The organism is Falsiroseomonas sp. HW251 (assembly GCF_050563545.1).
GTDB lineage: Bacteria > Pseudomonadota > Alphaproteobacteria > Acetobacterales > Acetobacteraceae > Falsiroseomonas.
Genome location: NZ_JBNXUM010000002.1, coordinates 271,332 through 297,919, shown reverse-complemented (window position 1 = coordinate 297,919; position 26,588 = coordinate 271,332). Strand labels below are relative to the sequence as shown.

Here is a 26,588-nt window from a genome sequence, read left to right as displayed (position 1 = left end):
ACCGGCCGTCAGCCGAAGCGCGCCTGCTCCGTGATCAGCGGCCCCGTCGCCATCGCGCCCCGGAAGGCGAAGCCGTAGTCGAAGCCCGGCCGCCGCGCCCAGACGGCCATGGATTCCACCAGCGGCACCGCGCAGCCCGCGGCCAGGATCTTCCGCTGCGCCTCGGCCCAGAGCCGGGCCTGCGCGGCCTCCTCGGGCTCGGCGCGCGCGGCGTCGATCTCCGCATCCGCCACCGCGCAATGCGAGAAGTTGGTCGCGGCGCCCGGCGCGCCGACGATGCCGCGGGAATGGAAGAACGGCGTCAGCGTCGCGTCCGCCACGGGGAAGCGCGCCGCGGCGTAGTGCACGACGGGGCTGAGGTCCTGCCGGATCATCGCGTGCCAGGTCAGGTGGTCCACCACCTCGATGTCGAGCGTGATCCCCGCCCGCCGCAGCTGCGCCTGCACCACCTGGATGGCGCCGAGCATCCCGGCATTGGAGGTATGGACGGTGCGCAGCGTGATGCCGTTGGGGTGGCCGGCCTCCGCCAGCAGCCGCCGCGCCGCCTCGGGGTCCGGGCCGGGCAGCGCGGCATCCCCCGCGAAGCCGAGCGCGCCGGAGGGCACCACGCCCCCCGCCGCGCGGGCGAGGTCGCCGCGCCAGCGCGCGAGCTCCGCGCGGTTCACCGCCAGCGCCACCGCGCGCCGCACCCGGGGATCGTCCAGCGGCGCGCGCGTGACGTTCAGGTGCAGCTGCGACAGCTCCGCGGGCTCGATCACATCCACCACGGCGCCGCCGGCCCGCTGCCGCGCGATCCAGGCGCCGTCGGCCTGGCCCTCGACCACATCCACCTCGTTGGCCTGGAAGGCCAGGTCCGCCGTCGCGGGCGAGGCGACGAAGCGATAGGCGATCCCGGCGAGCTTCGGCGGGCCGCGGAAATAGCCGGCATGCGCGACCAGGCGCATCGACTGCCCGGCTTGGTGCTCCGCCACCGCAAAGGGGCCGAAGCCGACCGTCGCGGCCTCGGCGCCGCCGGCCTCCATCGCCCGGTGCGAGAGGATGAAGCCGCCGGCGTAGTTGGCGAGCGGCCCGAGCGGCACGGGCGGCGCGGCGCGCCAGACGACCCGCACCGTCCGGGCATCGAGGGCGGCGACCTCCTCGAGCGTGGCAAGGTCGCCGGCATGGGCGGAGATCGCGGGATCGGCGGCCCTGCGCAGGCTGAACGCGACATCCTCCGCCGTCACCGGCCCGAAGCCCCGGTGGAAGGCGACGCCCTCGCGCAGGCGGAAATGCCAGGTGCGGCGGTCCGGCGAATGCTCCCAGGCCTCGGCGAGGTCGGGCTCGATCGTGGCGGGGCTGGTCGTGCCCGGCCGGAACCGCACCAGCGCCCCGTGCACCCAGGACGCCAGCATCCGGTCGGGATGGGCCGTCGCCCGGTGGGGGTCGGGCGACCCGACGCCGCGCGGCGCCAGGACCGCCACCCGCACCACATCGGCCTGCGCACGCGCCTGCGCCATGGCGGGCGCCGGCAGGGCGATGGCACCGCCGAGCAGGCGCCGTCTCGATAAATCCATCATCCCCGCCCGGCCGTCACGATCGGCGAGGATGAGGATAAGGTGGGACCGGTATGACGTGAACCGCGTTTCGTCTTACCGAGAGGCGGGGCCGCCCGTCAGTACCACAGCATGTCGGCCAGCGGATCGAAGTTGTCGCTGTCCACGTGCCAGGTCCGGGTCCAGACGCCGGTCGCGGCGTCCTGATCGCTGGTCATCCAGGTGTTGGAGTTGGTGATGAAGCGATCGTCGGTGCCGACGATCCGCCAGACCTTCTGGGAGACGTAGTCGACCATCGGGCCGTAGGTCTCGGTGCGGGTGCGGGGGTCGTAGACGATCGTCGTGTAGATCTGCTCGGTCGCTGTGGCCTCCAGCACGACGCTGCCCTGGCCGTAGCCCACCATGACGATCTGGTCGCCGCTGCCGCCGGCGACGCCGTCGAAGCCGGCGATGACGTCGAAGGTGACCTGGCCGCTGCGGAGGACGAAGCCCTCGAAGCTGTTGATGCCGCCGCTCGCCGCGGCGGCGCCGCCGCCCTGCAGGAGGTCGTTGCCGGCGCCCCCATCGAGCCAGGCGCCGCCCGCCACGCGGTCCGCGCGCAACAGGTCGTCGCCGCCGGCGCCCATCAGCGAGGCGGTGAGGCCGACGTCCTGCACCGTCAGCGTGCCGCCGCCCTCGAGAACGGCGGAGCCTGCGACGTGCGCCGCGGATTTGTAGCCGCCCGTGCCCGTCAGCCAGACATTGCCGGAGACGTAGTCGACCGTGGCCGTCCCGCCCTGCACGAGCGTCATCCAGGCGAGGCCGTCGATGCGGTCGGCGTAGACCGACTGCACCTTGGACAGCCGGAGGTCGCCGGTGACGAAGGAGATCTCGGAATAGCCGATCACCGCGGCACCGGAGACGCTGAGCGCGCCCTGCATGCCATCGATAGACAGGCGCACGACCGACGCATCCGATCGCAGGTCGAGCCCGCCCGTCGTGCCGGCCAGGCGGAGCGTCAGGGACTCGCCGCCGCTGTCGAGGAGGAGGACGTCGCCGCCGATGCCCTCGGCGAAGACCTGGTCGTTGCCGCCGCCGGTCGAGAGCGTGCCGCCGCCGCCGGGCAGCAGGACGATGTCGTCGCCGGCGCCGCCGGCGAGCGAGAAGCCGGGAAGCTCGGCCGCGACGCGCTGCAGGGTGAGGGTGCCGGACGCGGTGTCGCCGGCCTGGTCGAGTGCGACGAAGGTGGCGGCGGTCGTGCCGGCGGGGCCGGTGCCGACGTTCACGCCGATGTATCCCGAGGCGTCGGTCCAGGGCACGAGCGGGCCGCCGCCGACCTCGGGGTTCTGGGTCACGACATAGGTGGTAGCGCCGAAGCCGCCGGCGCTGCCGAGCTGGAGCGCGAGGGCGTAGGCGGGGTTGGCGCCGTCGTACTGCTCGCCGGCGATCACGACGGAATCGACGGCCTGCAGCCCGTCGCGGACCGGATCGGTGGCGGCGGAGGCGACGCTCTCGGCCGTGCCGCCGCCATCGGTGTAGGAGGCGAGGACGCGGAGCGCCTTGCCGAGCTCGGCCGCGGCGATGGTGTGCGTCGCGCCGGTGCCGATCGTCGTCCAGAGCGCGCCGTCCTGCACCTGCCAGGCGTAGGTCATGCTGCCGAGCCCGTCGGCATCGGTGAGGCCCGCGGTGCCGACGGTCAGGGTCTGGCCGACCTTCGGGGTGCCGCTGATCGTGGGCTGGCCGGTCGGGGCGTCGTTCATCGGCGTGATGCCGACGAAGACCCGCTGCTCGGTCGTGCCGCCCTTGCCGTCGCTGATGACGATGGTGAAGGCGTCGCTGCCATTGGCGTTGGCGAAGGGCGTGTAGGTGAAGCCACCATTCGAATAGGCGACGGTGCCCTTGGTGGGCTGCGCGCCGGCCTTGGTGGCATAGGTCAGGGCATCGCCGTCCACGTCCGACGCGCCGATGGCAATGCGCGCGGTGGCGGTGTCCTCGTTCGTCGTGACGCTGCGGGTCGCGGGCGCGGTGGGGGCGTCGTTGACGGCGGCGATCGAGACCGTGACGGCCTGCTCGGTCGTGCCGCCCTTGCCGTCGCTGATGACGACGGTGAAGGCGTCGCTGCCATTGGCGTTGGCGAAGGGCGTGTAGGTGAAGCCGCCATTGGCATAGGCGACGACGCCCTTGGCGGGCTGCGCGGTCGCCTTGGTCGCATAGGCCAGCGCGTCGCCGTCCAGGTCGGCGGCGCCGATCGCGACGGTGATGGCAGTGTCTTCTGTGGCGGAGACGCTGCGCGTGGCCGGCGCGGTGGGCGCGTCGTTCACCGCGGCGACGGCGATGGTGACGGTGCCCTGCGCGGTGGCCGGCGAGACCAGCGTGCCCGCGGTGTTGTAGGCCGGCAGGGTGCCGAGGCTTTCGGTGACGGCGTAGGTGATGGTGGCCGTGCCGTTGAAGTTCGCGGCGGCGGTGAAGACGATCCTGCCGTTGACGATGGACGCCGTACCGCCGGCGACGCCGATGATGGCGGACAGCGTCAGGGCGTCGCGGTCGCCGTCGCTGTCGTTGGCGAGCACGTCGATGGTGACCGGCGCACCGTCCTCGACCATCGCCGCGGTGTCGGCCAGCGCGACGGGCGCGATGTCGGGCGAGAGCAGGATGATGCGGTCGTCGAACTGCAGGCGCTCGACGCCGATGAGCAGGTCGGTCGGGCCGTTCTTGCTGGAGGCGTCCTTGACCTGCCAGTTGCCGTTGGCGAGCTGGGTGATCTGGAAGGCGGAGGAGCGGCCGAGCCAGGCGGCGGTGTCGGTGCCACTGCCGCCGTCGATCGTGTCCGCGCCGTCGTCGCCCCAGATCGTGTCCCGCCCGCCACCGCCGAGAAGACGGTCATTGCCCTTCAGGCCACGGATGACGTCGTCGGCGGCATCGCCGACCAGGGTGTCGGCGCCGGCGGTTGCAGACCCGGTGACAGCCACGCGCAGCTTCCTCCCTACAATGGAACCCGATCGATTACTTCAGCTGATCTTGCGATGATTTCGTCCGAAAAGACGACATCAGTCAACTTCTTGTTCAACTCAAGGGGTTTGGGAGGGGAAAGGAAAGTGCTTCCGGGTTGCCGTTCCTAGCCAGGCTTGCCGCCGTAGAGCGTCGGGATGGCGGGATCCACCGCGACCTCGACCAGGAAGGGGCCGTCGGCGGTCAGCGCCTGGCGCAGCGCGTCGTCGAGGGCGGCGGGGTCGGTCACGCGGACCGACGGGCATCCCAGCGTGCGCGCCATCCCCGCATGGTCCACGCCGGGGACGTCGATGCCGGGCGCGCCGCGGATCTGCAGGACGCGGCTGAAGCTGCGGAGCGCGCCGTAGCCGCCGTTCTCGAGCAGGATGACGGCGAGAAGCAGCCGGTGCTGTACCGCGGTCCAGAGCGCCTGGGGCGAATAGAGGAAGCTGCCATCCCCGATCAGGCAGCAGACGCGCGTGTCCGGCTTCGCAAGCGCGACGCCGACCGCGGCGGGCAGGCCATAGCCCAGGCCCCCGCTTGCCATCGTCAGGAACCCGCCCCAGCGGCGCATCGGTAGCTGGGCGTGCATGGCGGGGCGGTGGGACGGCGCTTCCTCGACCAGCACGGCGTCGTCGGGCAGCGCGGCACGCAGGCGCGACAGCGCCCAGCCCGCGGGGATCGGCGTCGCGGCGGCGGGCGGCGCGGGGCGCTCCCGCAGGGCGGGCAGGGCCAGGCCGCGGTCGGGGACGAGGCGCGCCAGGGCGGGGATGGCGTGGCGCAGCGCGCCGAGGATGGTGGTGCCGACGGGCGCGGCCGCGCCGGCCTCGGCGTCGGCGGTCAGGTGGATCAGCTTCACGCCGGATCGGAAGAAGGCGCAGTCGCCCGCGACGTGGAAGGTGAAGACCGGCGCGCCGATCGCCAGCACGAGGTCGTGCGGGGAGAGGGCCGCGGAGACCGCCTCGGGCGAGGCGACGAGGTGGCCGGCATGCAGGGGATGGTCCTCGGGGAAGGCCAGGCGCGCGGCGAAGGGCGCGGTCCAGACCGGGGCGCCCAGGCGCTCGGCCAGCGCGACCAGGGCGGGGCCGGCGCCCTCGGCATCGGCTTCCGAGCCCGAGACGATGACGGGCCGGCGCGCGGCGGCGATCAGCGCGGCGGCTTCCTCGATCCCCGCGGGGTCGGGGGCGAGGTCAGAATGCTGCGCGCGGACCGCGACGGGCGCGCAGGGCGCGGCCCAGTCGTCGGAGGGAACCGAGACGAAGGTCGGGCCATGCGGGCGCTGCATCGCGATGCGATGCGCCTGGGCGATGGCGGCGGGCACGTCCTCGGCGCGCGCGGGCTCGACGGCGAACTTGACGTAGGGCCTGGGGAAGGAAGCCGCATCGGTGGCGCCGAGGAAGGGCAGGTTGGGCAGCAGCGACCGCGCCTGCTGCCCCGCCGTGATGACCAGCGGCGCCTGGTTCTTCCAGGCCGTGAAGAGATTGCCGAGCGCATGCCCGACGCCGGCCGCGGAATGCAGGTTCACGAAGGCCGCGCGCCCCGTCGCGCGGGCGTAGCCGTCGGCCATGCCCAGCACCGACGCCTCCTGAAGTCCCAGCACATAAGTGAAGTCCTCGGGCCAGCGGTCGAGGAAGGGCAATTCGGTCGAGCCGGGATTGCCGAAGACCGTCGTCATGCCGAGGCCGCGCAGCAGGTCGAGCGTGGCCTGCCTGACATTCGTTGCGCTGGTCATGCGTTCCTCCGGCCTGCGGGGCCCAGTGTGCACGCCGCGGGCGCCGCGGCGAAGGGCGGTCGCGGCGGTTGCTTCCGGCCGGGCGCGCTGGGTAGCCTCATCTTCCCAATGCGGAAGGACAGCCTCGAGATGCCGCAGCAGCGCGCCGGCCGTGCCTGGCGCAGCGCCGAGGGGGTGGGGCAGCGCATCCAGGCCTGCCTGCAGGTGATCCTGGCCGGCGTGGAGGGCCGCGAGGCGGTCGCGGGGGCCGAGATGGACCGGCTGCGCAGCGACCTCCGGATGCTGCTGCAGCTCGAGCGCCTGCAGGTCGCGGCGGCGGAGGAGGAGAAGGCCGAGCAGATCCTGAAATACATGCTGCGCCCGAGCATCGAGGAGTGCCTGAAGCTCTGGTTCGGCAAGTCGGAGCAGACCGACCAGGAGATCGGCGATCTCTTCGGCGCCGATGTCGCGCAGGCCGCGAACGGGCAGTACGACCACTGGGCGCTGGCGGTGCGCGATCCCCGGCTGCTGGTCGCGCTGGTGATCCTGCTCGACCAGTTCCCGCGCAACATGTACCGCGACACGCCGCGCATGTACGCCGCCGACGAGCGCTGCCGCGCGCTGGTCAAGCGCGGCCTGAGGGTCGAGATGGTGGAGCGGCTGCGCCCGCTGGAGCGCGTCTTCCTCTGCCTCGCGCTCACGCATTCCGAGGCGCTGGAGGACCAGCATCTCTGCATGACGGAATGGGCCCGCGTGATGGAGGCGCTGGCGCCGGACGATCCGCTCAACCTCTTCCACGAGATCTTCCACCGGCATGTCGCGGTGATCAGCCGCTTCGGCCGCTTCCCGCACCGGAACAAGGTGCTCGGCCGGGTCAGCACGGCGGAGGAGGAGGATTTCCTGGCCAATGCCTCCTTCCGCTTCGACCTGCCGCTGCTGCGCCGCGCCGACGGCAGCTTCGCCTTCGCGGGCACGGTGAAGCGGCGGACGGTCCGGCTGCTCGACCACGAGTACCAGACGCTGCTGCCCGATGCGGACGAGGCGCCGGCAGGGTCCTTCGAATACAAGTACGAGGGCCCCGACCGCATCTTCACCCGCGCGCAGGAACAGCTGCGCGACCAGGGCTACATCCGCATCGGCGACGCCGTGCCGGACTTCGAGGCGGAGACGAGCCTCGGCCCCCTGCGCTTCCATGACTTCGTGGGCAAGGGGTGGTGCGTCCTGTTCTCCCACCCCGCGGACTTCACGCCGGTCTGCACGACGGAATTCGGCGCGACCGCCAGGCTGTCGGCGGAATGGCAGCGGCGCGGCGTGAAGGTGATCGGGCTCAGCGTTGACTCAGCGGAGGACCACGACCGCTGGATCCACGACATCGAGGACACGCAGCACGTCTCGGTGGACTTCCCGATCATCGCCGACAAGGACCGCCGCGTCGCGATGCTGTTCGGCATGCTGGACGCCACGAATTTCCGGCACGGCACGGCGCTGGGTCAGACGATGACGGTGCGCAGCGTCTTCATCATCTCGCCGGCGAAGCGCGTCGAGCTGATCATCACCTACCCCGCCTATATCGGCCGCAACTTCGACGAGATCCTGCGCGCGATCGACGCGCTGCAACTGTCGGCGCGGCACCGCGTGGCGACGCCCGCGAACTGGCGGCCGGGCGAGGACACGGTGGTGCTGCCCTTCATCTCGGACGAGGAGGCGGAGCGCATGTTCGCGGCCCAGGGCGGGGTGCGGAAGGTGCGCTCCTACCTCCGCTACGTCCGCGATCCCTCGCTGCGGACGGTCTGATACCGCCGCGCCTTCGTTGACCTGCGCCCGCCTCGGCGGGCGAGGCCGCGAATGCGGCCCGCGGCCTATGCCGCGAAGCCAAGGCCCGGAGGGCCGCCGGCGTCTGAGGGCCTTTCCGTGTCCAACGGAAAGGCTCGCCTGTGTGAGCCGTCATTCCGCGCGGATGTTGGCGGCGCGGATGATCGGGGCCTGGGTCGCCTTCTCCCGCGCGATCAGGGCCGCGAAATCGGCGGGCGTGCCGCCGCCGGGCTGCGCGCCCTGTTCCGTCAGGCGGCCGCCCACCGCGGGCTCGCGCAGCGCCTCGGTGGTGAGCGACGCCAGGCGCGCGACGATCGCGTCGGGCGTGCCCGCCGGCGCCGCCAGGCCGAAGGCGGTGCCGAACAGGAAGTCCACGCCCTGCTCGCGCATCGTCGGCAGGTCCGGCAGCTGCGGCACGCGGCGCTCCGTCGCCATCCCGACGGGGCGCACCTGGCCGCCCGCGATCTGCGCCATGATGTTCGGCAGGTTGTCGATCACCAGGTCGATCCGGCCGGAGACGAGGTCCGTCACCGCCGGCGCCGCGCCGCGATAGGGGACGTGCTGGATGTCGGTGCCGGTCAGGCGCTTGAAGAGCTCGAGCGCGATGTGCAGCGAGGAACCGGCGCCCGCCGATCCCGCGGAGAGCACGCCCGGCCTTTCCTTCGCCGCGGCGATGACGTCCTGCACGCTGCGCCACGGCCGCGCATTGGCGACGCACATCACCTTCGGCGTGCGCGCCAGCAGCACGATCGGCGCGAAGGCGGTGTCGGTGTCGTAGGGCATGGTCGCGTAGATGAACTGGTTGGTCGCGATCGGCCCGAGCGAGGTCGCGAGCAGCGTGTAGCCGTCGGGTGCGGCCTTCGCGACGACCTCGGCGCCGATGTTGCCGTTCGCGCCGGCGCGGTTCTCCACCACCACGGGCTGGCCGAGGCGCGCGGAGAGCGTCGGCGCCACCAGGCGCGGCAGCAGGTCCACCATCCCGCCGGGCGGGAAGGGCGCGACGATGCGGACCGGACGCGTGGGCCAGGCCTGCGCGAGCGCCGGCGCCGAGAGGAACGCCGCCGCGACGCCGGGCATCGCGCGGCGGGTGAAGCGAACTCCGGTCATGGGACGTTCCTCTGCACGGGCCTCTGCACGGGCCGAGGCCGGATGATGTCGCAGGACCGCAGCGGCCAGCAACGGACAATCGCGCCCGCCGCGCCCGCCGCGCTTGCCAGCGCCGCCGCGTGCTCGTCATGCTGCGCGGAAAGACGGAGGAGGGTCGTCGGATGCGCCCAGCGCTCGCGGTGCTTGCGGTGCTTCTCGGCGGGCCGGCGCTGGCCCAGCCGCAGCCCGAGCCCCTGCGTGTCACCAGCCCCGCCGACGACGGCCCCGGCACCCTGCGCTGGGCGATCGCGCGTGCCAATGCCGAGCCCGGCCGCTACCGCATCGAGATCGGCGCCGAGGATGGCGGCCCGATCGAGATCCGGCCCGCCAACCCGCTGCCGCCGCTCCGCGGCCCGCTGCGGATCGAGGGTACGGCCTGGGCGCTCGACGGGCGGTTCTCCGTGCTCGACGGCAGCGCCGTCGCGCCCGCTTCCTGCCCGGGCGAGACGCAAGGCCAGTCCGGCCCGAACGTGCGCACGCTGCAATTCCCGGGGCTTGCCGTCGTGGACACCGAGCGCGTCGAGATCGCGGGGCTCGAGATCCGCCGCTTCTGCATCGGTGTGCTGCTTCACCGCAGCAGCCGCAACACCGTTCGCGACAGTCGCCTGGTCGCGAACCACGGCGGGGCGGGGATCATGCTCACCGGCGACGACGGGCGCGGCGGGCAGACGCTGACGACGACGAGCCACAACCGCATCCTGCGCAACGACTTCCTCGACAACGGCGACGGGCTGGAGCTGACGCGCGGCGCGTCCTTCAACATCGTCGCCGACAACGTCTTCCGCTCGACCGCGGCGAACCCCGAGCCGTCGCAGGGGATCGAGGTGCTGCTCGGCCATGACAACGTCATCGCCCGCAACCGCTTCCAGGGCTATTCCGATGGCGTGCAGATCAACTCGGGCGACCGCAACGACCTCGGCGCCAATGTCTTCGAGGACAACACCTTCGGCGTGAGCCTGACGGGCCACGGCAACACGATCGCCGCCAACGTCTTCCGCGGCAACGCGGTCGCGGTCGCGGTACGGCCGACGGCGGCGGGCACGATTTCCCGCCTGTCGCGCAACGTGATGGTGGGCAACGGCGCGCCGGTCGCGCGCTGCTGGGTCGGCGGCAGCTGCGATCCCGCGCTCCGGCGCGGCGCGATCGTGTTCGGTCTGCCGTCGGGCGAGCACGCCGCCTATGTCGGGCACCGCAGCACCGGCGTGCCGGTGGACCCCGCGCGGCTCGCCCGGATCTGCCCGGACGGCGCGCCGGACTGCCAGGCGCCGCCGAATGAAGGCATCGCGGCGCCGGTCATCGAGCGTGTCTCGCGCCAGGCCGATGGCAGGCTCCGCATCGAGGGCCGCATCGCCGGCGCGCCTTCCTCGCGGCACGAGGTCGAGCTGTTCGGCAACGCCGATGCGGCGACGGCGGAGGCGGAGGTCTTCCTCGGCAGCGCGCCGGTCGCGACCGGGGCGGACGGCACGGGGCGCTTCGTGCTGGAGCTCGGCGCGGAGGAGCCGGCGGACGCGCGCGCCTTCACCGCGACGGTGACGACCCCGACGGGCGCGACCTCGCCGCTCAGCGCGGCGGCGCGGGAGTAGGCTGCCCCAAAGAGCCCTCTCCCCTCTGAGAGGGGGAGAGGGCTTTCGCAACCCTGCTACCCCCCGCCACCCCACAGCCGGCGGTCGAAGCGGAAGGGCGTGCAGGCCTCGATGCGTGCTTCCTTCGCACGCGGATGGGCGGGGTTGAGGAGCAGGTTGCGGCCCTCCCGCACCACGATGCTCGGCACGCGCAGCACGGCGCGGCGCGCGGCGCGCAGCCAGGCCTCGCCAGCGGCGCAGGGATCGACGGGAATGTCGGGCAGGTCCTCGACATCCTCGGGCAGCGCGACGCGGACCAGGACATGGTCGTGGACGACTTCGTCATAGGGCTTGTCGAGATGCACGCGCATCTCCAGCACCGCCAGCGCGGGATGCTCGGCGAGGTAGACGACGCGGCGGCCGGGCGCGTTCCAGCGCTCGCCGTCATGCGCCTGCTCGCCGGTCAGCGAGACCTGGTGTTCGCGGCAGATCTGCCAGGCGGTCAGGTCCATGCCGGCCCGACGCGGCGCGGGGCGGGCGGGTTCCGCGCGCTTTTCGGATAGGCTTCATGCGCGCCGCCGCCCGCCGCGATGCTATGCTGGGCGACGAGGATGGCAGGAGGACCGCGCATGCAGTGGAACCCGCGCGTGGCCGTGATGGCCGCGCCGCTGCTGGTGGGGTGGCTTGCCGGCGCGGCGATGGCGCAGCAGGCGCCCGCGCAAGCCCAGGGGACGCAAGCCCAGGGGACGCAAGTACAGGGGACGCAAGTACAGGGGACGCAGGCCCAGGCGACGCCGCCCGCCGGCCGGCTCGGCCTGCGCATCGAGGTCGAGCCGCGCGCGATCCAGCTCCTGCAGGGCATGTGCGCCGCGCTGACCGGCGCGCGGTCGCTGTCCTTCAACGCCGTCGCGACCTATGAGAGCATGGCCCGCACCGGCCATCCGCTCGCCTATGCCACTGCCTTCGAGGTGCTGATGCAGCGCCCCGACCGGCTGCGCGTGGTCATGCCGGGCGACGGGCCGGCCAGCGAATTCTACTACGACGGCACGCGCATGATCGCCTTCGCGCCGGAGGCCAACCTGGTCGCGGTGGCCGACGCCCCGCCGACCATCGATGCGATGCTGCAGAAGGCCTACGCCGACGCCGCGATCTACTTCCCCTTCGGCGACCTGCTCGGCGCCGATCCCTGCCGCGAGATGCAGGAAGGCCTGCGCGTCGTCTTCGTCGTCGGCCAGTCCCGCGTCGTCGGCGGCGTGACGACGGATGTGCTCGCCTTCGCCAACGACCAGCTGCAGGGGCAGATCTGGATCGGGGCGGAGGACAGGCTGCCGCGCCTGTTCCGCGCGACCTATTTCGACGACCCGCAGACCTACCGGCACGCCATCGCCTTCAGCGACTGGCGGCTGAACCCGCCGGTGCCGGCGGACGCCTTCGCCAGCGCGCGCGCCGCGCAGGCCAATCCGATGAGCTTCGCCCGCCCGGACGCGCCGACGCGCGCGCCGCAGCGTTGAGGAGGAGGACGATGCGCAAGCCGATCCTGATCGCCGCGGCGCTCGCCGGCGTGGTGGCCGCCATGCCGGCCGAGGCCTGGTACCGCGCCAACCGCTGGGGCGGCTCGACCGCCGGCACGGCCGGCGCCTGGAGCCATGAAGGCTATCGCGGCGGCACCGCGTCGGGCGGGGACGGGTCCTGGAACGCGACGGGCTGGCGGGGCGGCACGGCCTCGGGCGGCGAGGGATCCTGGCATGCGCAGGGTGCCGAGGGCGGCACGGCCTCGGGCTATGACGGGCGGTGGACGGCGACGGGGCGCTACGGCAACACGGCCTATGGCGGCTATCACAGCGCCTACGGTTACCACGGGGCCTATCCCTATTACGGGCCCTATGCCTATCACCCGCCGGTCGTCGTGAACTCCTACGGCACGGGTTGCTACAATTGCGGCGGCTGGGCCGCGGGCGCGGCAGTGGCCGGGGCCGCCGTCGGCGCGGCGGCGGTCGGCGCGGCGGCGAGCGCGAACGCCAATGCCGCGGCTGCCAACACCGCCACGGCCTACAGCGCGGGCTACAACGCCGCGCTGGCCAACCCGGCGCCGCCGGCCCCGCCACGGACGGGCTATGCGCCGATCGGCGCGGTGGTGCCGGCGCTGCCAGGGAACTGCGCCTGGCGGGCCAATGTGCAGACCTATGATTGCGGCACCGAATGGCTGAAGCCCCAGTTCGGGGCGAACGGGGTCTACTACCGGGTGGTGCCGCCGGGCTGACCGGCCCGGCGCCCGCCGTCCAGCCGGGGCGGCATCGGCGCCGGCATCAGAAGCCGTGGCAGCCCGCCAGCGCGTCGCGCACCGGGCCGGCCGCGCCCTCCAGGTTCAGCCGGCCCTGGCGACCGCCATTGATCGCGATGTCGAGCCCGGCCTCGCCGCCCGCCAGCAGCCGCGGCAGCGGCGTGCCCCGGAGGTCCCCGATCCAGGTCTCGCCGCGCCCGAGCTGCTGCAGCGGCAGGGAGGCGCGCTCGGCGCGGCCGGCGAAGGCCGCGGTCACCGGGCCCGGCGGGGGCTGGGCACGCAGCGTGAGCGCCACCACGGGCGTCCCGGCGTGGCAGAGCACGCTGACGGCCCGGACGACGCCGGCGCCCGGCCCCATCGCCATGGTGCCCCCGGGCGTGGCGCGCGACTGCCAGGCCGAGCCGGGCGCGGCGGGCGCCTTGCCGCCGGCCGCCGCGGGCGGGGTCGCGGGTGTCGGCAAGGGCGCGGCCTGGCGTGGCGGGGTGCCCGCGGCGGCGCGCGCCATCTCGCGCCCGTTCCAGGCCAGGCGGACGGCGCCGCGCCCGGTCTGCAGGATCAGGACGGGCAGTCCGGCGCCGCGCTGGACGGACCAGCCCTGGACATGGCCGAGCGGATCGGCGGCGAAGCGCCGCGCGCCCGACAGGAACAGCACGAGAGGGCAGCCGGCCGCGCCGCAGAAGAAGCCCTCGGCGCCGGCGCAGTTCAGATGGGTGTAGTCCAGCAGCCAGTCGGGCTCGCCGTCGCCGTTCAGCTCCTGGCTGGTCTGGAACTGCGGGCCCGGGGAGGGCCGGCCGCCGGCCTCGCGGCATTCCCGCTCGGCGGTCGCGACGGCCTGCGCGACCGCGGGCGGCAGCTGCGCCGCCGCCGGGGAGACCAAGAGGCCCGACAGGAGGCCCCAGGCGGCGACATGGATCCAGGCCGAGGCAGGGCCCCGCATCGCCGCCTCTCGGGCTTCGTTCCGGGGCTGATCCTGCGCGGACGTAACCGTCCGCGCAAGGTCGCGACCCGCGCGCGGCTCAGCCCGCCTGCTGGATCGCCGACAGGATCCAGGGGCCGCCCGCGCGGCGGGTGAAGGTCCAGAGCTCCGTGACGGTCTGGCGGTCGGTCGGGCTGCCCTCGACCACGCGGCCGGTGGCGTCCGTCGTGAAGTCCAGCAGCGAGAAGCGCATCGCCACCGTCGCATAGTCCTGGCCGTTCTCGCTCCAGGCCTCGGACAGGTCGCCGGCCTCGAGCTTCACGTCGCGGGTCACGTTGGTCCAGCCGCGCGCCTTCAGGTCCTGCAGGTCCTGCGAGAAGATGCGCGTCATCTCCGGCGTGGAGAGCCGCGACAGCGCATCGACGTCCTGGCGCGACCAGGCGGCGTTGACGTCCACCAGCGCACGCTCGAAGGCCTGGTAGTCGGCGGGGCCGACCTCGATCGAGCGGGTGGTCGGCGCGGCGCCGCCGGCGGCCAGGCCGACCGGGCCTCCCATCGGGCCACGCCCCGGGCCGGTGGGCTGGGCATAGGCATAGCCCTGCGGACCGCCGGCCATGGCGGGCTGCTGGCGGCCGCGCAGCAGGCGCATCACCAGGAAGACCAGGCCCACGATCAGCCCGATCTGCAGCAGCAGGCCGAAGAAGCCGGCGAAGCCCGCCATGCCGCCGAACAGGCCATGGCCGGAGAGCAGGCCGAACAGGCCGGCGCCGAGCAGGCCGCCCATCAGGCCCGCCATCAGCGGATTGCGGCTGAAGAAGCCGCCGGCCGGGGCCGGGGTGGCCATGCCGGGGCGCGGCGCGGTCTGCGCGACGCCGGGGGAGGGGCGCGGCGTCTCGGTGCGCTGGAACTGGGTGCCGCCGCTCGGCGCGGTCTGGGTCGAGGGCGGGGCCGAATAGGTCCGGCTGCCCCGGCTGCCCGAGGAGATGCTGCCGCCCGGCCGCGCCTCGGCGATCGCCGGGGCGAGGGCAAGGGCGATGACGGCGAAGGCCGCAAACAGGGCGGAGCCCCGGCGGGCGTTCGTCCGGCGGTGAGTGGTGCGGTCCATGGGGTGGTGCGTCTCCGGCATGTCGTTGGCCCCAATATAGGGATCCGGGGGGGCGGTTGCGAAGAACCTTAAGGCTGCGTCATGCTGAGTCCACGGAAAAAACCAGGGGGTTCCGGATGATGAAGCGGATGGCTGGCGCGGCGGTTGCCGCGCTGGTGGCGGGCGGGCTTTCCGCCGCGGCGGCCGAGGCGCAGCAGCCCGGCCGGGTGCTGCGCATGGCGACCAGCGTGGACGCCGCGACGCTTGACCCCCACGCGACCAACGCGCTCTTCACCTTCCTGGTGGTGCACCAGGTCTATGAGGGCCTGACCTGGCGCGGCGACGACCTGAAGGTGCATCCGGGCCTGGCCACGCGGTGGGAGCAGGTGGAGCCGAACCGCTGGCGCTTCAGCTTGCGCGAGGGCGTGCGCTTCGCCGGCGGCGAGAGCTTCGAGGCCGACGACGTCGTGTTCAGCATCCAGCGCGCGCTGGCGCCGACCTCGAACTACGGGATCTTCGTGGACACGGTCGAGCGCGTCGAGGCGCGCGACCGCCTGACGGTGGACATCGTCACCCGAGTCCCCGACCCCGTGATCCCCGACAAGATGACGCGGGTGATGATCATGGACCGCGGCTGGTCGGAGGCGAACCGCGCGACGGTGCCGCAAAACTTCGCGCGGCAGGAGGAAACCTTCAGCGTCCGCAACGCCAACGGCACCGGTCCCTACGTGATCCGCGCGCGGGAGCAGGAGCAGCGGACGGTGATGGTGCGCAACCCCAACTGGTGGGGTTGGCAGGCCGGCGGGCCGGCGCGGGGCAACGTCACGGAATACCACCACGTCACGCTGACATCGGACGCGACGCGGATCGCGGCGCTGATCTCGGGCGAGGTGGATTTCGTGCATGTCGTCCCCGTGCAGGACGTCGCGCGCGTCGGGCGCGATGCGCGGCTGCGCGTGCTGGAGGGGCAGGAGAACCGCACGGTCTGGATCGGCATGCGCCAGGACGTGGACGAGCTGGCCGGCAGCGACGTGCGCGGGCGCAATCCCTTCAAGGATTTGCGCGTGCGCCAGGCGGTGGCGCATGCCATGGACCTCGATGCGCTGCGGCGCGCGACGCTGCGCGGGCAGGGCGTGCCGACGGGCAGCATGTGGACGGAGTTCGTCAATGGCTGGTCGCGGGATACCGACCGGCGCACGCCCTTCGACCCCGCGCGGGCGCGGGCGCTGCTGGCGGAGGCGGGCTATCCGCAGGGGTTCAGCGTGCCGCTGGACTGCCCGACGGGCACCTATGACGAGGCCTGCCAGGCGGTGGCCGGGATGCTGGCGCGCGTCGGCATCCGGGCGCAGCTGACGATCCATCCGAACGCGGTCTTCACCCAGCGCGTCAGGCGGCAGGAGTCGACGATGTACATGCTGAGCTGGGGCGTGCCGACCTTCGACGCGAGCTACACGCTGCGCGCGATCATGGCGTCGCGCAGCATCGGCGGCGCGGCGACCTGGAACGCCGGCGGCTATTCCAACGCCGACTTCGACGCGCTGCTGCCGCGCATCGACGCCGAGCAGGACCCCGAGCGTCGGCGCGCCCTGATCCGGGAGGCGCATGCGATGCACAACGCCGATCTCGGGCATGTGCCGCTGTACCACATGATGATCCCCTGGGCGGTGCGCGCGGGGGTGACCGTCACGCACCGCGCGGATAACCAGTTCCAGGTGCGGGAGATCAGGGTGGATTGAGGGCGGGTCCCGCTCCGCTCATGAGCTCCCTCCCACGCTCAAATGCTTCCCTCCCCCGCAAGCGGGGAAGGGAAATCAAGCGGCGGGCGAGGGCGATCCTGTGTCCCTACGCCCCCGCCAGCGTCAGCCCCTCGATCCTGATCGTCGGCGCGTCCGTCCCGCGCCGGAAGACCAGGTCGTTCGCGGGCGTCATGTTCAGGAAGATGTCCTTCAGATTGCCGGCGATGGTGATCTCGCTGACGGCCTCGGCCAGCGCGCCGCCCCGGATCATGAAGCCGGCGGCGCCGCGGCTGTAGTCGCCGGTGACGCCGTTGACGCCCATGCCGATGAGGTCGGTGACGTAGAGCCCCTCCGCGATGTCGGCCATGAGCTCGGCCGGCGTCAGCGTGCCGGGCTCGAGCCAGAGGTTGCTGGGCGCGGGGCCAGGCGGGCCGCCGGTGCCGCGGCTGGCATGGCCGGTGGACTGCATCCCGAGCTGCCGGGCCGAACGCCAGTCCAGGATCCAGGTCGTCAGCACGCCGTCATCCACCAGCGCGCGCGCCTGGCCCGCCATGCCCTCGCCGTCAAAGGGGCGGGAGCGAAGGCCGCGCACCCGCGTGGGGTCGTCGCGCACCGTCAGCCCCTTGGCCAGCACCGGCTTGCCGAGGTGCTCGCGCAGGAAGGACGTGCCGCGCGCGACCGAGGCGCCGTTGATCGCGCTGAGCAGGTGGCCGAGCAGCGACGACGAGACGCGCGTGTCGAACACCACGGGGATGCGCGCGGTCTTCGGCCGCGTCGGGTTCAGCCGCGCGACGGCCTTCTCCGCCGCCTTCCGGCCGATCGTGGCGGGATCCTCGAGGTCCGAGAGATGGACCACCGACGAATACTCGTAGTCCCGCTCCATCCCCGTGCCCTCGCCGGCCAGCGCGGTGCAGGAGAGCGAGTGGGAGGTGCAGGAGAAGGCGCCGGCGAAGCCGTTCGACATTGCCAGCGCGATGCGCACCCGGCCCCAGCCGGCGTCGGCGCCTTCGCTGTTGGTCACGCCCTTGACGGCCAGAGCGGCGTCCTCGGCCAGCGCGGCGCGGGCAATGAGATCCTCGGCGCTGGGCTCGATGATGTCGAAGAGATCGAGCGGCGCGGCGTCGCGCGGTGGATCGAAGCGGTCGGGCAGGCCGCCATACGGGTCTTCCGGCACGACCTTCGCCATGGCGACGGCGCGCTCGGCAAGGGCTGCGAAGCCCTTGGGGTCGGGGTCGGTGGAGGAGACGATGGCCTGCCGCCTGCCGACGAAGACGCGGAGCCCGAGGTCGAAGCCCTCCGCGCGCTCAAGCTGCTCGATCTTGCCGAGACGGCGCGTGACGGAGAGCGAGGTGTTGTCCACGAGGATGGCGTCGGCGGCGTCGGCGCCGGCGCGCCTGGCGGCGGCGACGAGGTCGGAGAGGCGGTCGAGCTCGGTCATGGTTGCCTTTCCCGTGTTGCGCCGCCTTCCCCGCAGCAGCGGCCCCTCCCCCGCAAGCGCGGGAGGGAGGGGATGGGGGTGCGGCTTGTCAGCGCGTGCTGATACTCGAACCCCCACCCTAACCCTCCCCCGCAAGCGGGGGAGGGAATAGTCGGGAGCGGGGGAGGGAACTCGCAGCGAGTGCGTGCTACGCCGCCAGCTTCTCCGCGATCACCGGCAGCGCCGGCACCTTCCCCGCCGGGCCGAGCGCCGCCAGAGTCGGCACCGCGCGGAACATCTTCGCCGCACAGGCCTGGATCTGGTCCACCGTCACCGCCGCGATCTTCGCCTTGGTCTCCTCGACCGGGATGATGCGGCCATGCACCTGCAGCTGCCGCGCGAGCTGCTCGCAGCGGCTGCCGGTGCTCTCGAGCGACATCAGCAGCGACGCCCGCAGCTGCGCCTTGGCGCGCGCCAGCTCGTCCTCCGTCACGTCCTTCTGGACGCGGCGCAGTTCCTCCAGTGCCACCGGGACCAGCTCCTCCGCCTGGTCCTCGCCGGTGCCGGCATAAATCGTGAAGATGCCGGAATCCGCGAAGGGCGAGACGTAGGAATAGACGGAGTAGACCAGGCCCCGCTTCTCCCGGATCTCCTGGAACAGGCGCGACGACATGCCGCCGCCGAGCAGCGTCGAGAGCAGCTGCGTCGTCATGTGCTCGGGGTCGGTCGCCGCGCAGGACGGGAAGCCGAGCACGAGGTGCACCTGGTCGAGGTCGCGCTCCTCGCGGAACTCGCCGCCGGTGTAGCGCGCGGCCTCGGCGGCGGCGGGGACGGCATGCGGCAGGTCGGCGAAATGCTTGCCGACCATGGCGAGGACGTCGTCATGCTCGATCGCGCCGGCGGCGGCGACGATCATGCGCTGGCTGCCGTAGTGGCGCTGCATGTAGCCCGTGAGCGCGTCGCGCTTCATGTGCTTGATCGTGTCCTCGGTGCCGAGGACGGGGCGGCCCATCGCCTGCGCGGCATAGGCCGTAGACTGGAAATGGTCGAAGACGATGTCGTCCGGCGTGTCGTTGGACTGGCCGATCTCCTGCAGGATCACGCCGCGCTCGCGCTCGACTTCCTCGGGCGCGAAGGTGGAGTGGCTCAGGATGTCGCCGATGATGTCGGCGGCCAGCCCCGCATCCTCCTTCAGCACCTTGCAGTAGAAGGCGGTGTTTTCCCGCGACGTGTAGGCGTTGATGTGGCCGCCGACATTCTCGATCTCGCGCGCGATGGCCGCGGCGTCGCGCTTCGCGGTGCCCTTGAAGGCCATGTGCTCGAGGAAATGGGAGACGCCGTTCTCGACCGCGGTCTCGTGCCGCGCGCCGGCATCGACATAGGCGCCGATCGAGACGGTCTCGACACGCGGCATCTTCTCCGAGACGACCGTCAGGCCGGAGGGCAGCTTGGTCAGGCGGATGGCGTCGTTGTTGGACATCGGTGTTCCTGGCTTACGCGGCGTTCCGGCGCGCATGCGCCCTGACGAAGGTCTCGACGGCGTCGAGCTTCGCGGGCAGGCGGGTGAAGCGTTCAGGACGCTCATATAGGTCGGCAAGGCGCGCTGGCAGCGGGGGGGCGATGCCGGTCGCCTTCCGCACGGCGTCGGGGAACTTGGCGGGGTGGGCCGTCGCGGCGACCACGACGGGGATGGACCGGTCGGAGGGCGGCACGGCCATCGCCGCTGCGGTGCCGATCGCGGTGTGGGGGTCGGCGAGATAGCCGCAATCCCGCCAGAGCCTCCCGATCTCCTCCAGCGTCCCCTCGTCGTCCAGCGCGAAGCCCCGGAAGAGCTGCGCCGCGTCGCGCCAGGCGGCATCGGTGACCGGCATCCGGCCCTCGGTGCGGAAGCGCAGCATGGTGTCGCGCGTCGCGCGGGCGTCGCGGCCCAGCAGCTCGAAGAGCAGTCGCTCGAAGTTCGAGCTGACCTGGATGTCCATGGACGGCGAGAGCGAGGGCTCCACCGCGCGCACCGTCATGTCGTTGGCGCTGAGGAACCGGGTCAGGATGTCGTTGCGGTTCGACCCCACGATGAGCTGCGTGATTGGGAGACCCATTCGCCGCGCCGCCCAGGCCGCCAGCACGTTGCCGAAATTGCCGGTCGGCACGCTGAAGGCGACCTCGCGGTCCGGCGCGCCGAGCGCCAGCGCGGCGGCGACGTAGTAGGGGATCTGCAGCGCGACGCGCGCCCAGTTGATGGAGTTGACCGCGGCGAGCCGCATCTCCTCCCGGAAGGGCGCGTCGGCGAACATCGCCTTCACCAGGTCCTGGCAGTCGTCGAAGGACCCCTGCAGCGCCAGGTTGGCGATGTTGGGCGACAGCACCGTCGTCATCTGCCGGCGCTGGACCTCGGAGGTCCGGCCCTCGGGGTGCAGGATCACGACGTCCACCGCGGCGCGGTCGCGGCAGGCCTCGATGGCGGCGGAGCCGGTGTCGCCCGAGGTCGCGCCGACGATCGTCACGCGCTCCCCCCGGCGCTTCAGCGTCACGTCGAAGAGACGCCCGAGCGCCTGCATCGCCATGTCCTTGAAGGCGAGCGTGGGCCCATGGAACAGCTCCAGCGCGAAGACCCGGGCGTCCAGCTGGACCAGCGGGCAGACCGCGGGATGGCCGAAGCCGGCATAGGCCTCGGCCAGCAGGGTCCGGAGTTCCCCTTCCGACGGCGTCCCGCCGGTGAACAGCGCCATGATCCGGGCGGCGAGATCGGGATAGGGCAGGCCGCGCAGCGCGCGCCACTCCGCCGTCGTCAGGACCGGCCAGGTCTCGGGCAGGAACAGCCCGCCATCCTCGGCGAGGCCGGCCAGCAGGACGCCTTCGAAGTCACGGGGGGCGGCCTCGCCGCGGGTGGAGACGTAACGCATGGCCGGAACCTAGTCCGGCCACGGGGCGGGCGCGAGAGGCCCGGGGAGGGCGCTGCCCTCCCTGATCCGCCTCTATCGAACTGATAAGCGAGGCCAAGACGGCGGTGTTGCGGGCCTCCCCCTCCCGCGTCAGCTTTGCCCCGCCAGCTTGTAACATAGCCATCAGCTGGGCGCAGAGGTCGATGCCGGGTCGCTCGTCTGGCCCCACCGGCCGATGGCTGACGACCCGGTCGATGAGGGCGCGGGCGGCCTCAAGCGCGTCTGAGCCGTCTTGGCGCGCCAGGGCTTCCTGAAACGCGGCGACCCGGGTTCGGTAGACTTGGCCGAGGTTGGGGTGTGCGGCCTGCCGGGGGGCCTTTGCTACCGGGCTGGCGCGTCTGTTCTGGCCTGATCGCTCGAGTACTGAATTGCGGCTTGCCAGGAGGCTGACACGCGCGCCGCTCGCGGCCAGCCACTCCGCCGCCCTGCCCGGCTTTGGCCCGGTATCGAGCACGGCGAGCAGCACGATCGCGAGATTGACCAAGCGGAAGGCGAGGCCGTCGTTCAGTCCGACGCCAGCACGGGGTCCGTCGGCGCGAGCACGGCGCCGAGCAGCAGGGAAGCGGCCAGGCCGAGGCCGAGCCAGGCATGGCCGATCAGCGCGATGTCCGGGATCGAAGAGCGGCATCGCGACGCCGAGCAGCCGCCAGGTCATGTTCCAGGACCGCCAGCCTAGCCGCCGGTCGAGCTTCAGCCCCGATCCCAGGAGCGAGACGATGACGATGATCTCCTGGGCGCATGACGGCGCGTGCGAGCTGGCAGAGTTCGTCCGCGGCGCATGGGAGGCGGCGGCGCTCGCGCTCTGAGGCGTGACGCATCCGCGCATAGCGCCTCGGCGAAGTTTCGCCGCGCCGGCGGCCTTTCGGCGCACTAACTGGACTGACGTGCGTGCCTGCAACGATCCCCCAGGGACTTCGAGGAAGGACATCGCCCTTGCACAACCGGGATACGCCACCCGCAAGCCGGCCGGAACCGCTTCGGGCGCCATGGCTCGCGTCTCGATCATGAGCGCCGTGCGGACGATCCACTGTCGCACCGTGGCCGAGGGGGGCTTCCGCCTCACCAACCACATCCGCGACCTGCCGCCGATCACGGTGGACGAGCCGGGCGGCCTACCCGGTCCCGATCCGACGCTGCAGCCCCTCGATGTCCTGCTCGCGGCGCTCGGTTCCTGTCTTGCGAGCTCCATCCGTGCGCAGGCGGCGGTGCGAGGCATCGCGCTGTCGGCCCTGTCGCTCGATGTGGAGGCCGACCTGGCCGCAGCGCCGGCCGACGAAGCGAGCCCGCCGTCGCTAGGCTTCGACGAGGTCCGCGTCGCCGTGCATGTCGCGGCCGACGCGCCGCGGGAAGCGCTGGCGGCGCTCGTCGCGCGCGCCACGCTCCGGTCGCAGGTGGCGAGCACGCTGCACGACGGCACGCAGATCACCGTCGCCCTGGCCTCGCCCGCCGAGGGCTAGTCAGGGTTCCCGGCGTCGCGTGATAACGGCGGGTCCAGGAGGGCGGCTTGGTCGCGGAAGGCCGCGACGACGGCGTCCAGCACCAGCCGGATCCGCGGCGTGCGCCGATTGTCCTTGTGCACGGCGAGCCAGATGCCGACCGCGGTGACCGGAACGCCAGGCGGCTCAATGCGCCGCAGCTGCGCCGCGAAGGCGTCGCCGCGCAGCCGGGCGAGGCAGGCGATCCCCGCCCCGCACAGGGCCGCGCGGAGCTGCGCCTCGGGGCTGTCGGTCCGCAGGGCGACGGTCGCGCGCGCCGCCAACTCGGCGAGCCAGCCCGCGACCTGCGGCACCTCGGCGCCGTCGAGCCCTGCCACCAGGCGGTGGCCGGCACAGCCCGCCGCGAAGTCCGGCTCGCCCTGGCGCTCCAGATAGGCGGGGCTCGCATAGAGGGCGTAGGACAGCGTCCCGATCCGCCGCGCCACCAGGTCGTGTCCCTCGAAGGGCGCGAGGCGCACGGCGATGTCGGCCTCCCGCATCGAGAGGCTGAGATGGCGCACATCGGCGACGAGTTCGAGCGCGACCTCGGGGCTGCCCGCCTGCAGGGCCGCGATGCACGGCGCGAGGACATGGCTGGCGAGGGTTTCGACGGCGGTCACGCGGACCACGCCTTCGAGCTGCGCGTCGCGTCCGCCGACCGTCCTCTCGACGGCACGCATCTCCGCTTCGACGCGCTCGGCCTGGCCCATGATCGCCTCTCCGGCCAGGGTGGGGACATAGCCCTCCGGCGTCCGGTGCAGCAGGCGGGCCCTGAGGCCGCTCTCGAGCGAGGCGAGTCGCCGGCCGACGGTGGACTGGGTCACGCGCAACTCGCGCGCCGCCGCGGAGAGGCTCCGCAAGCGCGCGATCGCGAGGAAGAAGCGCAGATCGTCCCAGTCCAGCATCGTCACCGCCCATCTCTGCCCGCCCGGCGCAGGCCGGACGGCTCAGGCGTGAAACGAAGTGGCGCCGGCGCGGTTTGCCGGGCCTGCGAGGGAAGCAGGCCCGGATCCGCGCCGGCTGGTCGGGCTCAGTCGTCCTCGCGCGGCGTGTCGGGCGTCTCCGCGCCGTCGTCGGGGGCGCCTGCGGCGGAGACCGGCTCGATCCGGTGGCTTTCCCGGATCAGCGCCAGCGCGTCGCGTGCCGTTGCCGCCCAGTCGCCGCCATTGGCGCCGTGCAGCGCGGCGATCCGCGGCGCGAGGCGGGCGGCGAGGTCATCGTCAAGGCTTGCCATTGTCGCCTCTCCGTCCCGGATTGCGCGCCGCCGCTCAGGCCGTGCGCGGGGTCATGCGGGGCGACGCCGCCTGGACGGTCACCCGGTCGCGCGTGCCGCGCCGCGCGCCCAGCACGGCGGCGATGGCGCCGAGCAGCAGTGCCGCGAAGGCGCCGAAGGCCCCGATCGAGGCGGCGCGCGCGGTCGCATCGGCGGCGGCGCGGGCCTGCTGCGCGGTCTCGGCCGCGGCGCGGTTCGCCTGGTCCTCGACGCTCCGCACGCGACGCGCCGCTTCCTCCGCGGGTATGCCGGTCTCGGCCGCGACGAGCGCGGTCAGCCGTGCCCGCGCCTCGTCGGGGAAGCTGCCGGTCGCGGCGCGGCGCGCGAGCAGGGACGCGATCTCGGCGCCACGCTGTTCCGTCGTCATTGCGCCGGGATCGTTGCCGGTGCCCCGCAGCGTATCCTGTGCGCGCTGCAGCAGGGCCTCGGGGCTTGCCTGGCCGGCGACGGCCGACACGGCCGATCCCACGCCGCTCGCGGCACGTCCGGCGACGCCCGACGCGGCCGAGGCCGCGGTGGACGCCACGCCGGCAAGCAGGTTGCCGAGCAGGACGGCGGAGACGAGGAACGCGATCGCCCAGACCGCCAGTCCGTGCAGCACGCCATCCGTGCCGTCCGCGCTGCCGGAGAGGCGTGCGGCCGTGTAGCCGCCGGCGGCGAGCGCGATCGTGTTGGCGACGACCATCCACGCGACGGCGCCGATGCCGAAGCTGGTCGCGCCGGGCGTGGCGTGGGCAACGGCATCGACCGTGGTCGCGCCGATCGCTGCGCCGAGGATGTTGAGGGTTGCCGAGATCGCGGCGGCGATGACGCCGCCCGCCAGCACGGCTCCCCAGGAGATCCGGGAGGGCAGGGCGGGTCCGCCTTCCGGCAGTGTGACGGCAGCGATGGTTTCGGTCTGGGCGCTCATGGTCGGTCTGTTCCTGTATGGTCGGCCATCGCAACGCGCCGAGCCCGCCAGGGCGGCGGATGATCCGCGCATAGCCACTGCCCGCCTTTCATGGTTCTGCGGAAGGCCGTCTCCCGCGTTGATCACCCGAACACACGGCCAGCTGCGGCCGGATACCGCCGGGAGTGCAGGCAAGGTGACAGATCAAGGGGCCGGCGCGACGGACCGGGCGATCCCGCTTCTTCAGGAATACCTCACCTTGGGCCACTGCGAGGTGGAGGCAGGGCATGTGCGCGTGCATTTCGCGACCACGACCGAGGACAGGACGCTGCGCGCGCCGGTGCAGCACCAGCGTGCCGAGGTCCAGCGCATCGCAATCGGCCGCGTCGTGAACGAGGCGCCCGGCATCCGCGAGGAGGAGGACGGGGCCGTCATCGTCGTGCCCGTGCTGGAGGAGATCCTCGTCACTGAGCGGCGGATCGTCCTGAAGGAGGAGATCCGCATCCGCCGCGTCACCACCACCGAAAGCGTGGAGACGACCGTCGCCCTGCACAGCCAGGCCGCGACGGTCGAGTGCCTGCCGCCGGGATCGCAGGCCGTGCCCGAAAGGGTCCGCGATGCGCTGCGCCGCACCGAGGAGGAGTTCGAGGACGACCGGGCGACCGGCGAGGGCATGCCCGCGCCGCCGCAGGCGGCTGGGGAGACGCCCGCCAGGCCTGCGACCACCGGCCTGCGCCGGTAGCCGAACTTGGGTGCGTCAGCGCAACGCGAGATGGAGGCGCCGCCGGCCGGCCGCGCCCCCGGCGCCGCTGCGGAACTGCGGGCCGTGGCGCTCGGGTTCCAGCGTCCCACCGGGCGCATCGCCCTGTTCCAGATCGCCACGACGATCCTGCCGCTGCTGATGATGATCGCGATGATGCACGCCGCGGTGGCGGTCGGCTGGTGGTGGGTGGTGGCGCTGCTCGCCCTGCCCGCCGCCGCGCTGACGGTGCGGACCTTCATCGTCCAGCACGATTGCGGGCACGGCTCCTTCCTGGCCTCGCGGCGTGCCAACGACGTGGTCGGCCGGCTCTGCGGCCTGCTCACCCTGACGCCATACGCCCATTGGCGTCGGCAGCATGCGCAGCACCACGGCACATGGAACGACCTGGACCGGCGCGAGGGCCGCGGCAGCGATCTCTACTCCACCTGCCTGACCGTCGCGGAGTACCGCGCCTTGCCGCGCTGGTCGCGGCGCTGGCACCGCCTGACGCGGCATCCCGTGGTGACGCTGGTGCTGCTGCCGCCGCTGATCTTCCTGGCGGTGTACCGCGTTCCCTTCGACACGCCCGCTTCGTGGCGGGCGGAGCGGCGCAGCGTGCACCTCACCAATCTCGGCCTGCTCGCCCTGCATGGCGGGCTCGGCCTGGCGCTCGGCTTCGTGCCGGTGCTGCTGGTGCTGCTGGCGGTCATGGTCCCGGCCAGCATCGCCGGCGTCGTGCTGTTCTCGCTGCAGCATCACTTCGACGGCGCGCGCTGGGCGCGTCACGAGGCATGGGATCCCGTCACGGCGGCGCTCGAGGGAAGCTCCTTCCTGCGGCTGCCGCGCCCGCTGCAATGGCTGACGGGCAGCATCGGCTACCACCATGTCCATCACCTCGCGCCGCGCATCCCGAACTACCGGCTCGAGGCGTGCCACAACGCCCACCCGGCCTTCACGACGGCGCGTGTCCTCGGTCTGCGCGAGGGGCTGCGGGCATCGCGATACGCGCTGTGGGACGAGGCGGCGGGCCGGATGGTGCGTTTCGGCGACGCCGAGCGCGCCGTGGCGCCCTGACGCGGCAGAGACCGCATCGCCGGCCCATCACG

Annotated in this window: 21 protein-coding genes; 8 read left to right on the top strand and 13 right to left on the bottom strand. The window is 72.8% G+C overall.

Features of this window, described 5'->3' with window-relative positions; genetic code table 11:
- Positions 1-8: 8 nt before the first annotated feature.
- From ACLF3M_RS03315 to mdlC, 3 genes are all read right to left on the bottom strand, one after another.
- The gene (locus ACLF3M_RS03315) at positions 9-1,553 is read right to left on the bottom strand and encodes an ABC transporter substrate-binding protein (protein WP_430655414.1); all 1,545 of its coding nucleotides are present in this window, start codon (positions 1,551-1,553) and stop codon (positions 9-11) included.
- 98 nt (positions 1,554-1,651) lie between these two features.
- Complete coding sequence (locus ACLF3M_RS03310) at positions 1,652-4,480, bottom strand: tandem-95 repeat protein (RefSeq protein WP_430655413.1); 2,829 nt, start codon at positions 4,478-4,480, stop codon at positions 1,652-1,654.
- Positions 4,481-4,626: 146 nt separating this feature from the next.
- The gene (gene mdlC / locus ACLF3M_RS03305; RefSeq protein ID WP_430655412.1) at positions 4,627-6,231 is read right to left on the bottom strand and encodes a benzoylformate decarboxylase; all 1,605 of its coding nucleotides are present in this window, start codon (positions 6,229-6,231) and stop codon (positions 4,627-4,629) included.
- 108 nt (positions 6,232-6,339) lie between these two features.
- Between mdlC and ACLF3M_RS03300 the strand changes: the two genes are divergently transcribed.
- Positions 6,340-8,004: a DUF924 family protein gene (locus tag ACLF3M_RS03300; protein ID WP_430655411.1), complete on the top strand. Its 1,665-nt coding sequence runs from the start codon at positions 6,340-6,342 to the stop codon at positions 8,002-8,004.
- Positions 8,005-8,154: 150 nt separating this feature from the next.
- On the opposite strand, the gene ACLF3M_RS03295 is transcribed toward ACLF3M_RS03300, so the two are convergent.
- Positions 8,155-9,129: a Bug family tripartite tricarboxylate transporter substrate binding protein gene (locus tag ACLF3M_RS03295; protein WP_430655410.1), complete on the bottom strand. Its 975-nt coding sequence runs from the start codon at positions 9,127-9,129 to the stop codon at positions 8,155-8,157.
- Positions 9,130-9,290: 161 nt separating this feature from the next.
- Between ACLF3M_RS03295 and ACLF3M_RS03290 the strand changes: the two genes are divergently transcribed.
- Positions 9,291-10,751: a right-handed parallel beta-helix repeat-containing protein gene (locus ACLF3M_RS03290; RefSeq protein WP_430655409.1), complete on the top strand. Its 1,461-nt coding sequence runs from the start codon at positions 9,291-9,293 to the stop codon at positions 10,749-10,751.
- Between the two features lie 56 nt (positions 10,752-10,807).
- On the opposite strand, the gene ACLF3M_RS03285 is transcribed toward ACLF3M_RS03290, so the two are convergent.
- Positions 10,808-11,242, bottom strand: coding sequence for an RES family NAD+ phosphorylase (locus ACLF3M_RS03285; RefSeq protein ID WP_430655408.1), 435 nt, complete (start codon positions 11,240-11,242; stop codon positions 10,808-10,810).
- A 117-nt stretch (positions 11,243-11,359) separates the two neighbouring features.
- On the opposite strand from ACLF3M_RS03285, the gene ACLF3M_RS03280 reads away from it, so the two are divergent.
- Positions 11,360-12,241 carry a DUF2092 domain-containing protein gene (locus ACLF3M_RS03280; protein ID WP_430655407.1) on the top strand — a complete coding sequence of 294 codons (882 nt, stop codon included), beginning with the start codon at positions 11,360-11,362 and terminating at the stop codon, positions 12,239-12,241.
- Between the two features lie 11 nt (positions 12,242-12,252).
- Entirely contained in the window at positions 12,253-12,990 is a 738-nt protein-coding gene (locus ACLF3M_RS03275; protein WP_430655406.1) for a hypothetical protein, read from the top strand.
- Between the two features lie 46 nt (positions 12,991-13,036).
- On the opposite strand, the gene ACLF3M_RS03270 is transcribed toward ACLF3M_RS03275, so the two are convergent.
- Both ACLF3M_RS03270 and ACLF3M_RS03265 read right to left on the bottom strand, forming a co-directional pair.
- Positions 13,037-13,948 (bottom strand): hypothetical protein, encoded by a 912-nt coding sequence (locus ACLF3M_RS03270; RefSeq protein ID WP_430655405.1) that lies wholly within the window; start codon positions 13,946-13,948, stop codon positions 13,037-13,039.
- 79 nt (positions 13,949-14,027) lie between these two features.
- The gene (locus ACLF3M_RS03265) at positions 14,028-15,053 is read right to left on the bottom strand and encodes a Tim44 domain-containing protein (protein WP_430655404.1); all 1,026 of its coding nucleotides are present in this window, start codon (positions 15,051-15,053) and stop codon (positions 14,028-14,030) included.
- 107 nt (positions 15,054-15,160) lie between these two features.
- Between ACLF3M_RS03265 and ACLF3M_RS03260 the strand changes: the two genes are divergently transcribed.
- Positions 15,161-16,747 (top strand): ABC transporter substrate-binding protein, encoded by a 1,587-nt coding sequence (locus tag ACLF3M_RS03260; protein ID WP_430655403.1) that lies wholly within the window; start codon positions 15,161-15,163, stop codon positions 16,745-16,747.
- 106 nt (positions 16,748-16,853) lie between these two features.
- Here ACLF3M_RS03260 and ACLF3M_RS03255 read toward each other — a convergent pair whose 3' ends face one another.
- The 3 genes from ACLF3M_RS03255 to thrC form a co-directional block, all read right to left on the bottom strand.
- On the bottom strand, positions 16,854-18,185 hold the full coding sequence (locus ACLF3M_RS03255; protein WP_430655402.1) for a TldD/PmbA family protein: 1,332 nt from the start codon (positions 18,183-18,185) through the stop codon (positions 16,854-16,856).
- Between the two features lie 187 nt (positions 18,186-18,372).
- Entirely contained in the window at positions 18,373-19,644 is a 1,272-nt protein-coding gene (locus tag ACLF3M_RS03250) for a M16 family metallopeptidase (protein WP_430655401.1), read from the bottom strand.
- Positions 19,645-19,657: 13 nt separating this feature from the next.
- On the bottom strand, positions 19,658-21,064 hold the full coding sequence (thrC, locus tag ACLF3M_RS03245; protein ID WP_430655400.1) for a threonine synthase: 1,407 nt from the start codon (positions 21,062-21,064) through the stop codon (positions 19,658-19,660).
- Between the two features lie 1,043 nt (positions 21,065-22,107).
- Here thrC and ACLF3M_RS03240 point away from each other — a divergent pair.
- Positions 22,108-22,560: an OsmC family protein gene (locus tag ACLF3M_RS03240; RefSeq protein WP_430655399.1), complete on the top strand. Its 453-nt coding sequence runs from the start codon at positions 22,108-22,110 to the stop codon at positions 22,558-22,560.
- Here the strand turns inward: ACLF3M_RS03240 and ACLF3M_RS03235 are convergent.
- The 3 genes from ACLF3M_RS03235 to ACLF3M_RS03225 form a co-directional block, all read right to left on the bottom strand.
- On the bottom strand, positions 22,557-23,483 hold the full coding sequence (locus ACLF3M_RS03235) for a LysR family transcriptional regulator (protein WP_430655477.1): 927 nt from the start codon (positions 23,481-23,483) through the stop codon (positions 22,557-22,559). The two genes, ACLF3M_RS03240 and ACLF3M_RS03235, sit on opposite strands and share 4 nt — an antisense overlap.
- Positions 23,484-23,608: 125 nt before the next feature.
- Positions 23,609-23,812 carry a hypothetical protein gene (locus ACLF3M_RS03230; protein WP_430655398.1) on the bottom strand — a complete coding sequence of 68 codons (204 nt, stop codon included), beginning with the start codon at positions 23,810-23,812 and terminating at the stop codon, positions 23,609-23,611.
- A gap of 34 nt (positions 23,813-23,846) precedes the next feature.
- Positions 23,847-24,761: a hypothetical protein gene (locus tag ACLF3M_RS03225; protein WP_430655397.1), complete on the bottom strand. Its 915-nt coding sequence runs from the start codon at positions 24,759-24,761 to the stop codon at positions 23,847-23,849.
- Positions 24,762-24,936: 175 nt separating this feature from the next.
- On the opposite strand from ACLF3M_RS03225, the gene ACLF3M_RS03220 reads away from it, so the two are divergent.
- Both ACLF3M_RS03220 and ACLF3M_RS03215 read left to right on the top strand, forming a co-directional pair.
- Positions 24,937-25,482 carry a YsnF/AvaK domain-containing protein gene (locus ACLF3M_RS03220; RefSeq protein WP_430655396.1) on the top strand — a complete coding sequence of 182 codons (546 nt, stop codon included), beginning with the start codon at positions 24,937-24,939 and terminating at the stop codon, positions 25,480-25,482.
- A gap of 30 nt (positions 25,483-25,512) precedes the next feature.
- Complete coding sequence (locus ACLF3M_RS03215; protein ID WP_430655395.1) at positions 25,513-26,556, top strand: fatty acid desaturase; 1,044 nt, start codon at positions 25,513-25,515, stop codon at positions 26,554-26,556.
- Positions 26,557-26,588 lie beyond the last annotated feature (32 nt).

Excerpts from the sequence above, each read along its gene's own strand:
- ACLF3M_RS03270 (WP_430655405.1), bottom strand. The coding sequence starts at position 13,948 with ATGCGGGGCCCTGCCTCGGCCTGGATCCATGTCGCCGCCTGGGGCCTC.
- ACLF3M_RS03225 (WP_430655397.1), bottom strand. The coding sequence starts at position 24,761 with ATGAGCGCCCAGACCGAAACCATCGCTGCCGTCACACTGCCGGAAGGC.
- ACLF3M_RS03315 (WP_430655414.1), bottom strand. The coding sequence starts at position 1,553 with ATGGATTTATCGAGACGGCGCCTGCTCGGCGGTGCCATCGCCCTGCCG.
- ACLF3M_RS03265 (WP_430655404.1), bottom strand. The coding sequence starts at position 15,053 with ATGCCGGAGACGCACCACCCCATGGACCGCACCACTCACCGCCGGACG.
- thrC (WP_430655400.1), bottom strand. The coding sequence starts at position 21,064 with ATGCGTTACGTCTCCACCCGCGGCGAGGCCGCCCCCCGTGACTTCGAA.
- mdlC (WP_430655412.1), bottom strand. The coding sequence starts at position 6,231 with ATGACCAGCGCAACGAATGTCAGGCAGGCCACGCTCGACCTGCTGCGC.
- ACLF3M_RS03290 (WP_430655409.1), top strand. The coding sequence starts at position 9,291 with ATGCGCCCAGCGCTCGCGGTGCTTGCGGTGCTTCTCGGCGGGCCGGCG.
- ACLF3M_RS03260 (WP_430655403.1), top strand. The coding sequence starts at position 15,161 with ATGGCTGGCGCGGCGGTTGCCGCGCTGGTGGCGGGCGGGCTTTCCGCC.
- ACLF3M_RS03215 (WP_430655395.1), top strand. The coding sequence starts at position 25,513 with ATGGAGGCGCCGCCGGCCGGCCGCGCCCCCGGCGCCGCTGCGGAACTG.
- ACLF3M_RS03295 (WP_430655410.1), bottom strand. The coding sequence starts at position 9,129 with ATGACCGGAGTTCGCTTCACCCGCCGCGCGATGCCCGGCGTCGCGGCG.
- ACLF3M_RS03240 (WP_430655399.1), top strand. The coding sequence starts at position 22,108 with ATGAGCGCCGTGCGGACGATCCACTGTCGCACCGTGGCCGAGGGGGGC.
- ACLF3M_RS03275 (WP_430655406.1), top strand. The coding sequence starts at position 12,253 with ATGCGCAAGCCGATCCTGATCGCCGCGGCGCTCGCCGGCGTGGTGGCC.
- ACLF3M_RS03300 (WP_430655411.1), top strand. The coding sequence starts at position 6,340 with ATGCGGAAGGACAGCCTCGAGATGCCGCAGCAGCGCGCCGGCCGTGCC.
- ACLF3M_RS03250 (WP_430655401.1), bottom strand. The coding sequence starts at position 19,644 with ATGTCCAACAACGACGCCATCCGCCTGACCAAGCTGCCCTCCGGCCTG.
- ACLF3M_RS03255 (WP_430655402.1), bottom strand. The coding sequence starts at position 18,185 with ATGACCGAGCTCGACCGCCTCTCCGACCTCGTCGCCGCCGCCAGGCGC.
- ACLF3M_RS03280 (WP_430655407.1), top strand. The coding sequence starts at position 11,360 with ATGCAGTGGAACCCGCGCGTGGCCGTGATGGCCGCGCCGCTGCTGGTG.
- ACLF3M_RS03230 (WP_430655398.1), bottom strand. The coding sequence starts at position 23,812 with ATGGCAAGCCTTGACGATGACCTCGCCGCCCGCCTCGCGCCGCGGATC.
- ACLF3M_RS03285 (WP_430655408.1), bottom strand. The coding sequence starts at position 11,242 with ATGGACCTGACCGCCTGGCAGATCTGCCGCGAACACCAGGTCTCGCTG.
- ACLF3M_RS03235 (WP_430655477.1), bottom strand. The coding sequence starts at position 23,483 with ATGCTGGACTGGGACGATCTGCGCTTCTTCCTCGCGATCGCGCGCTTG.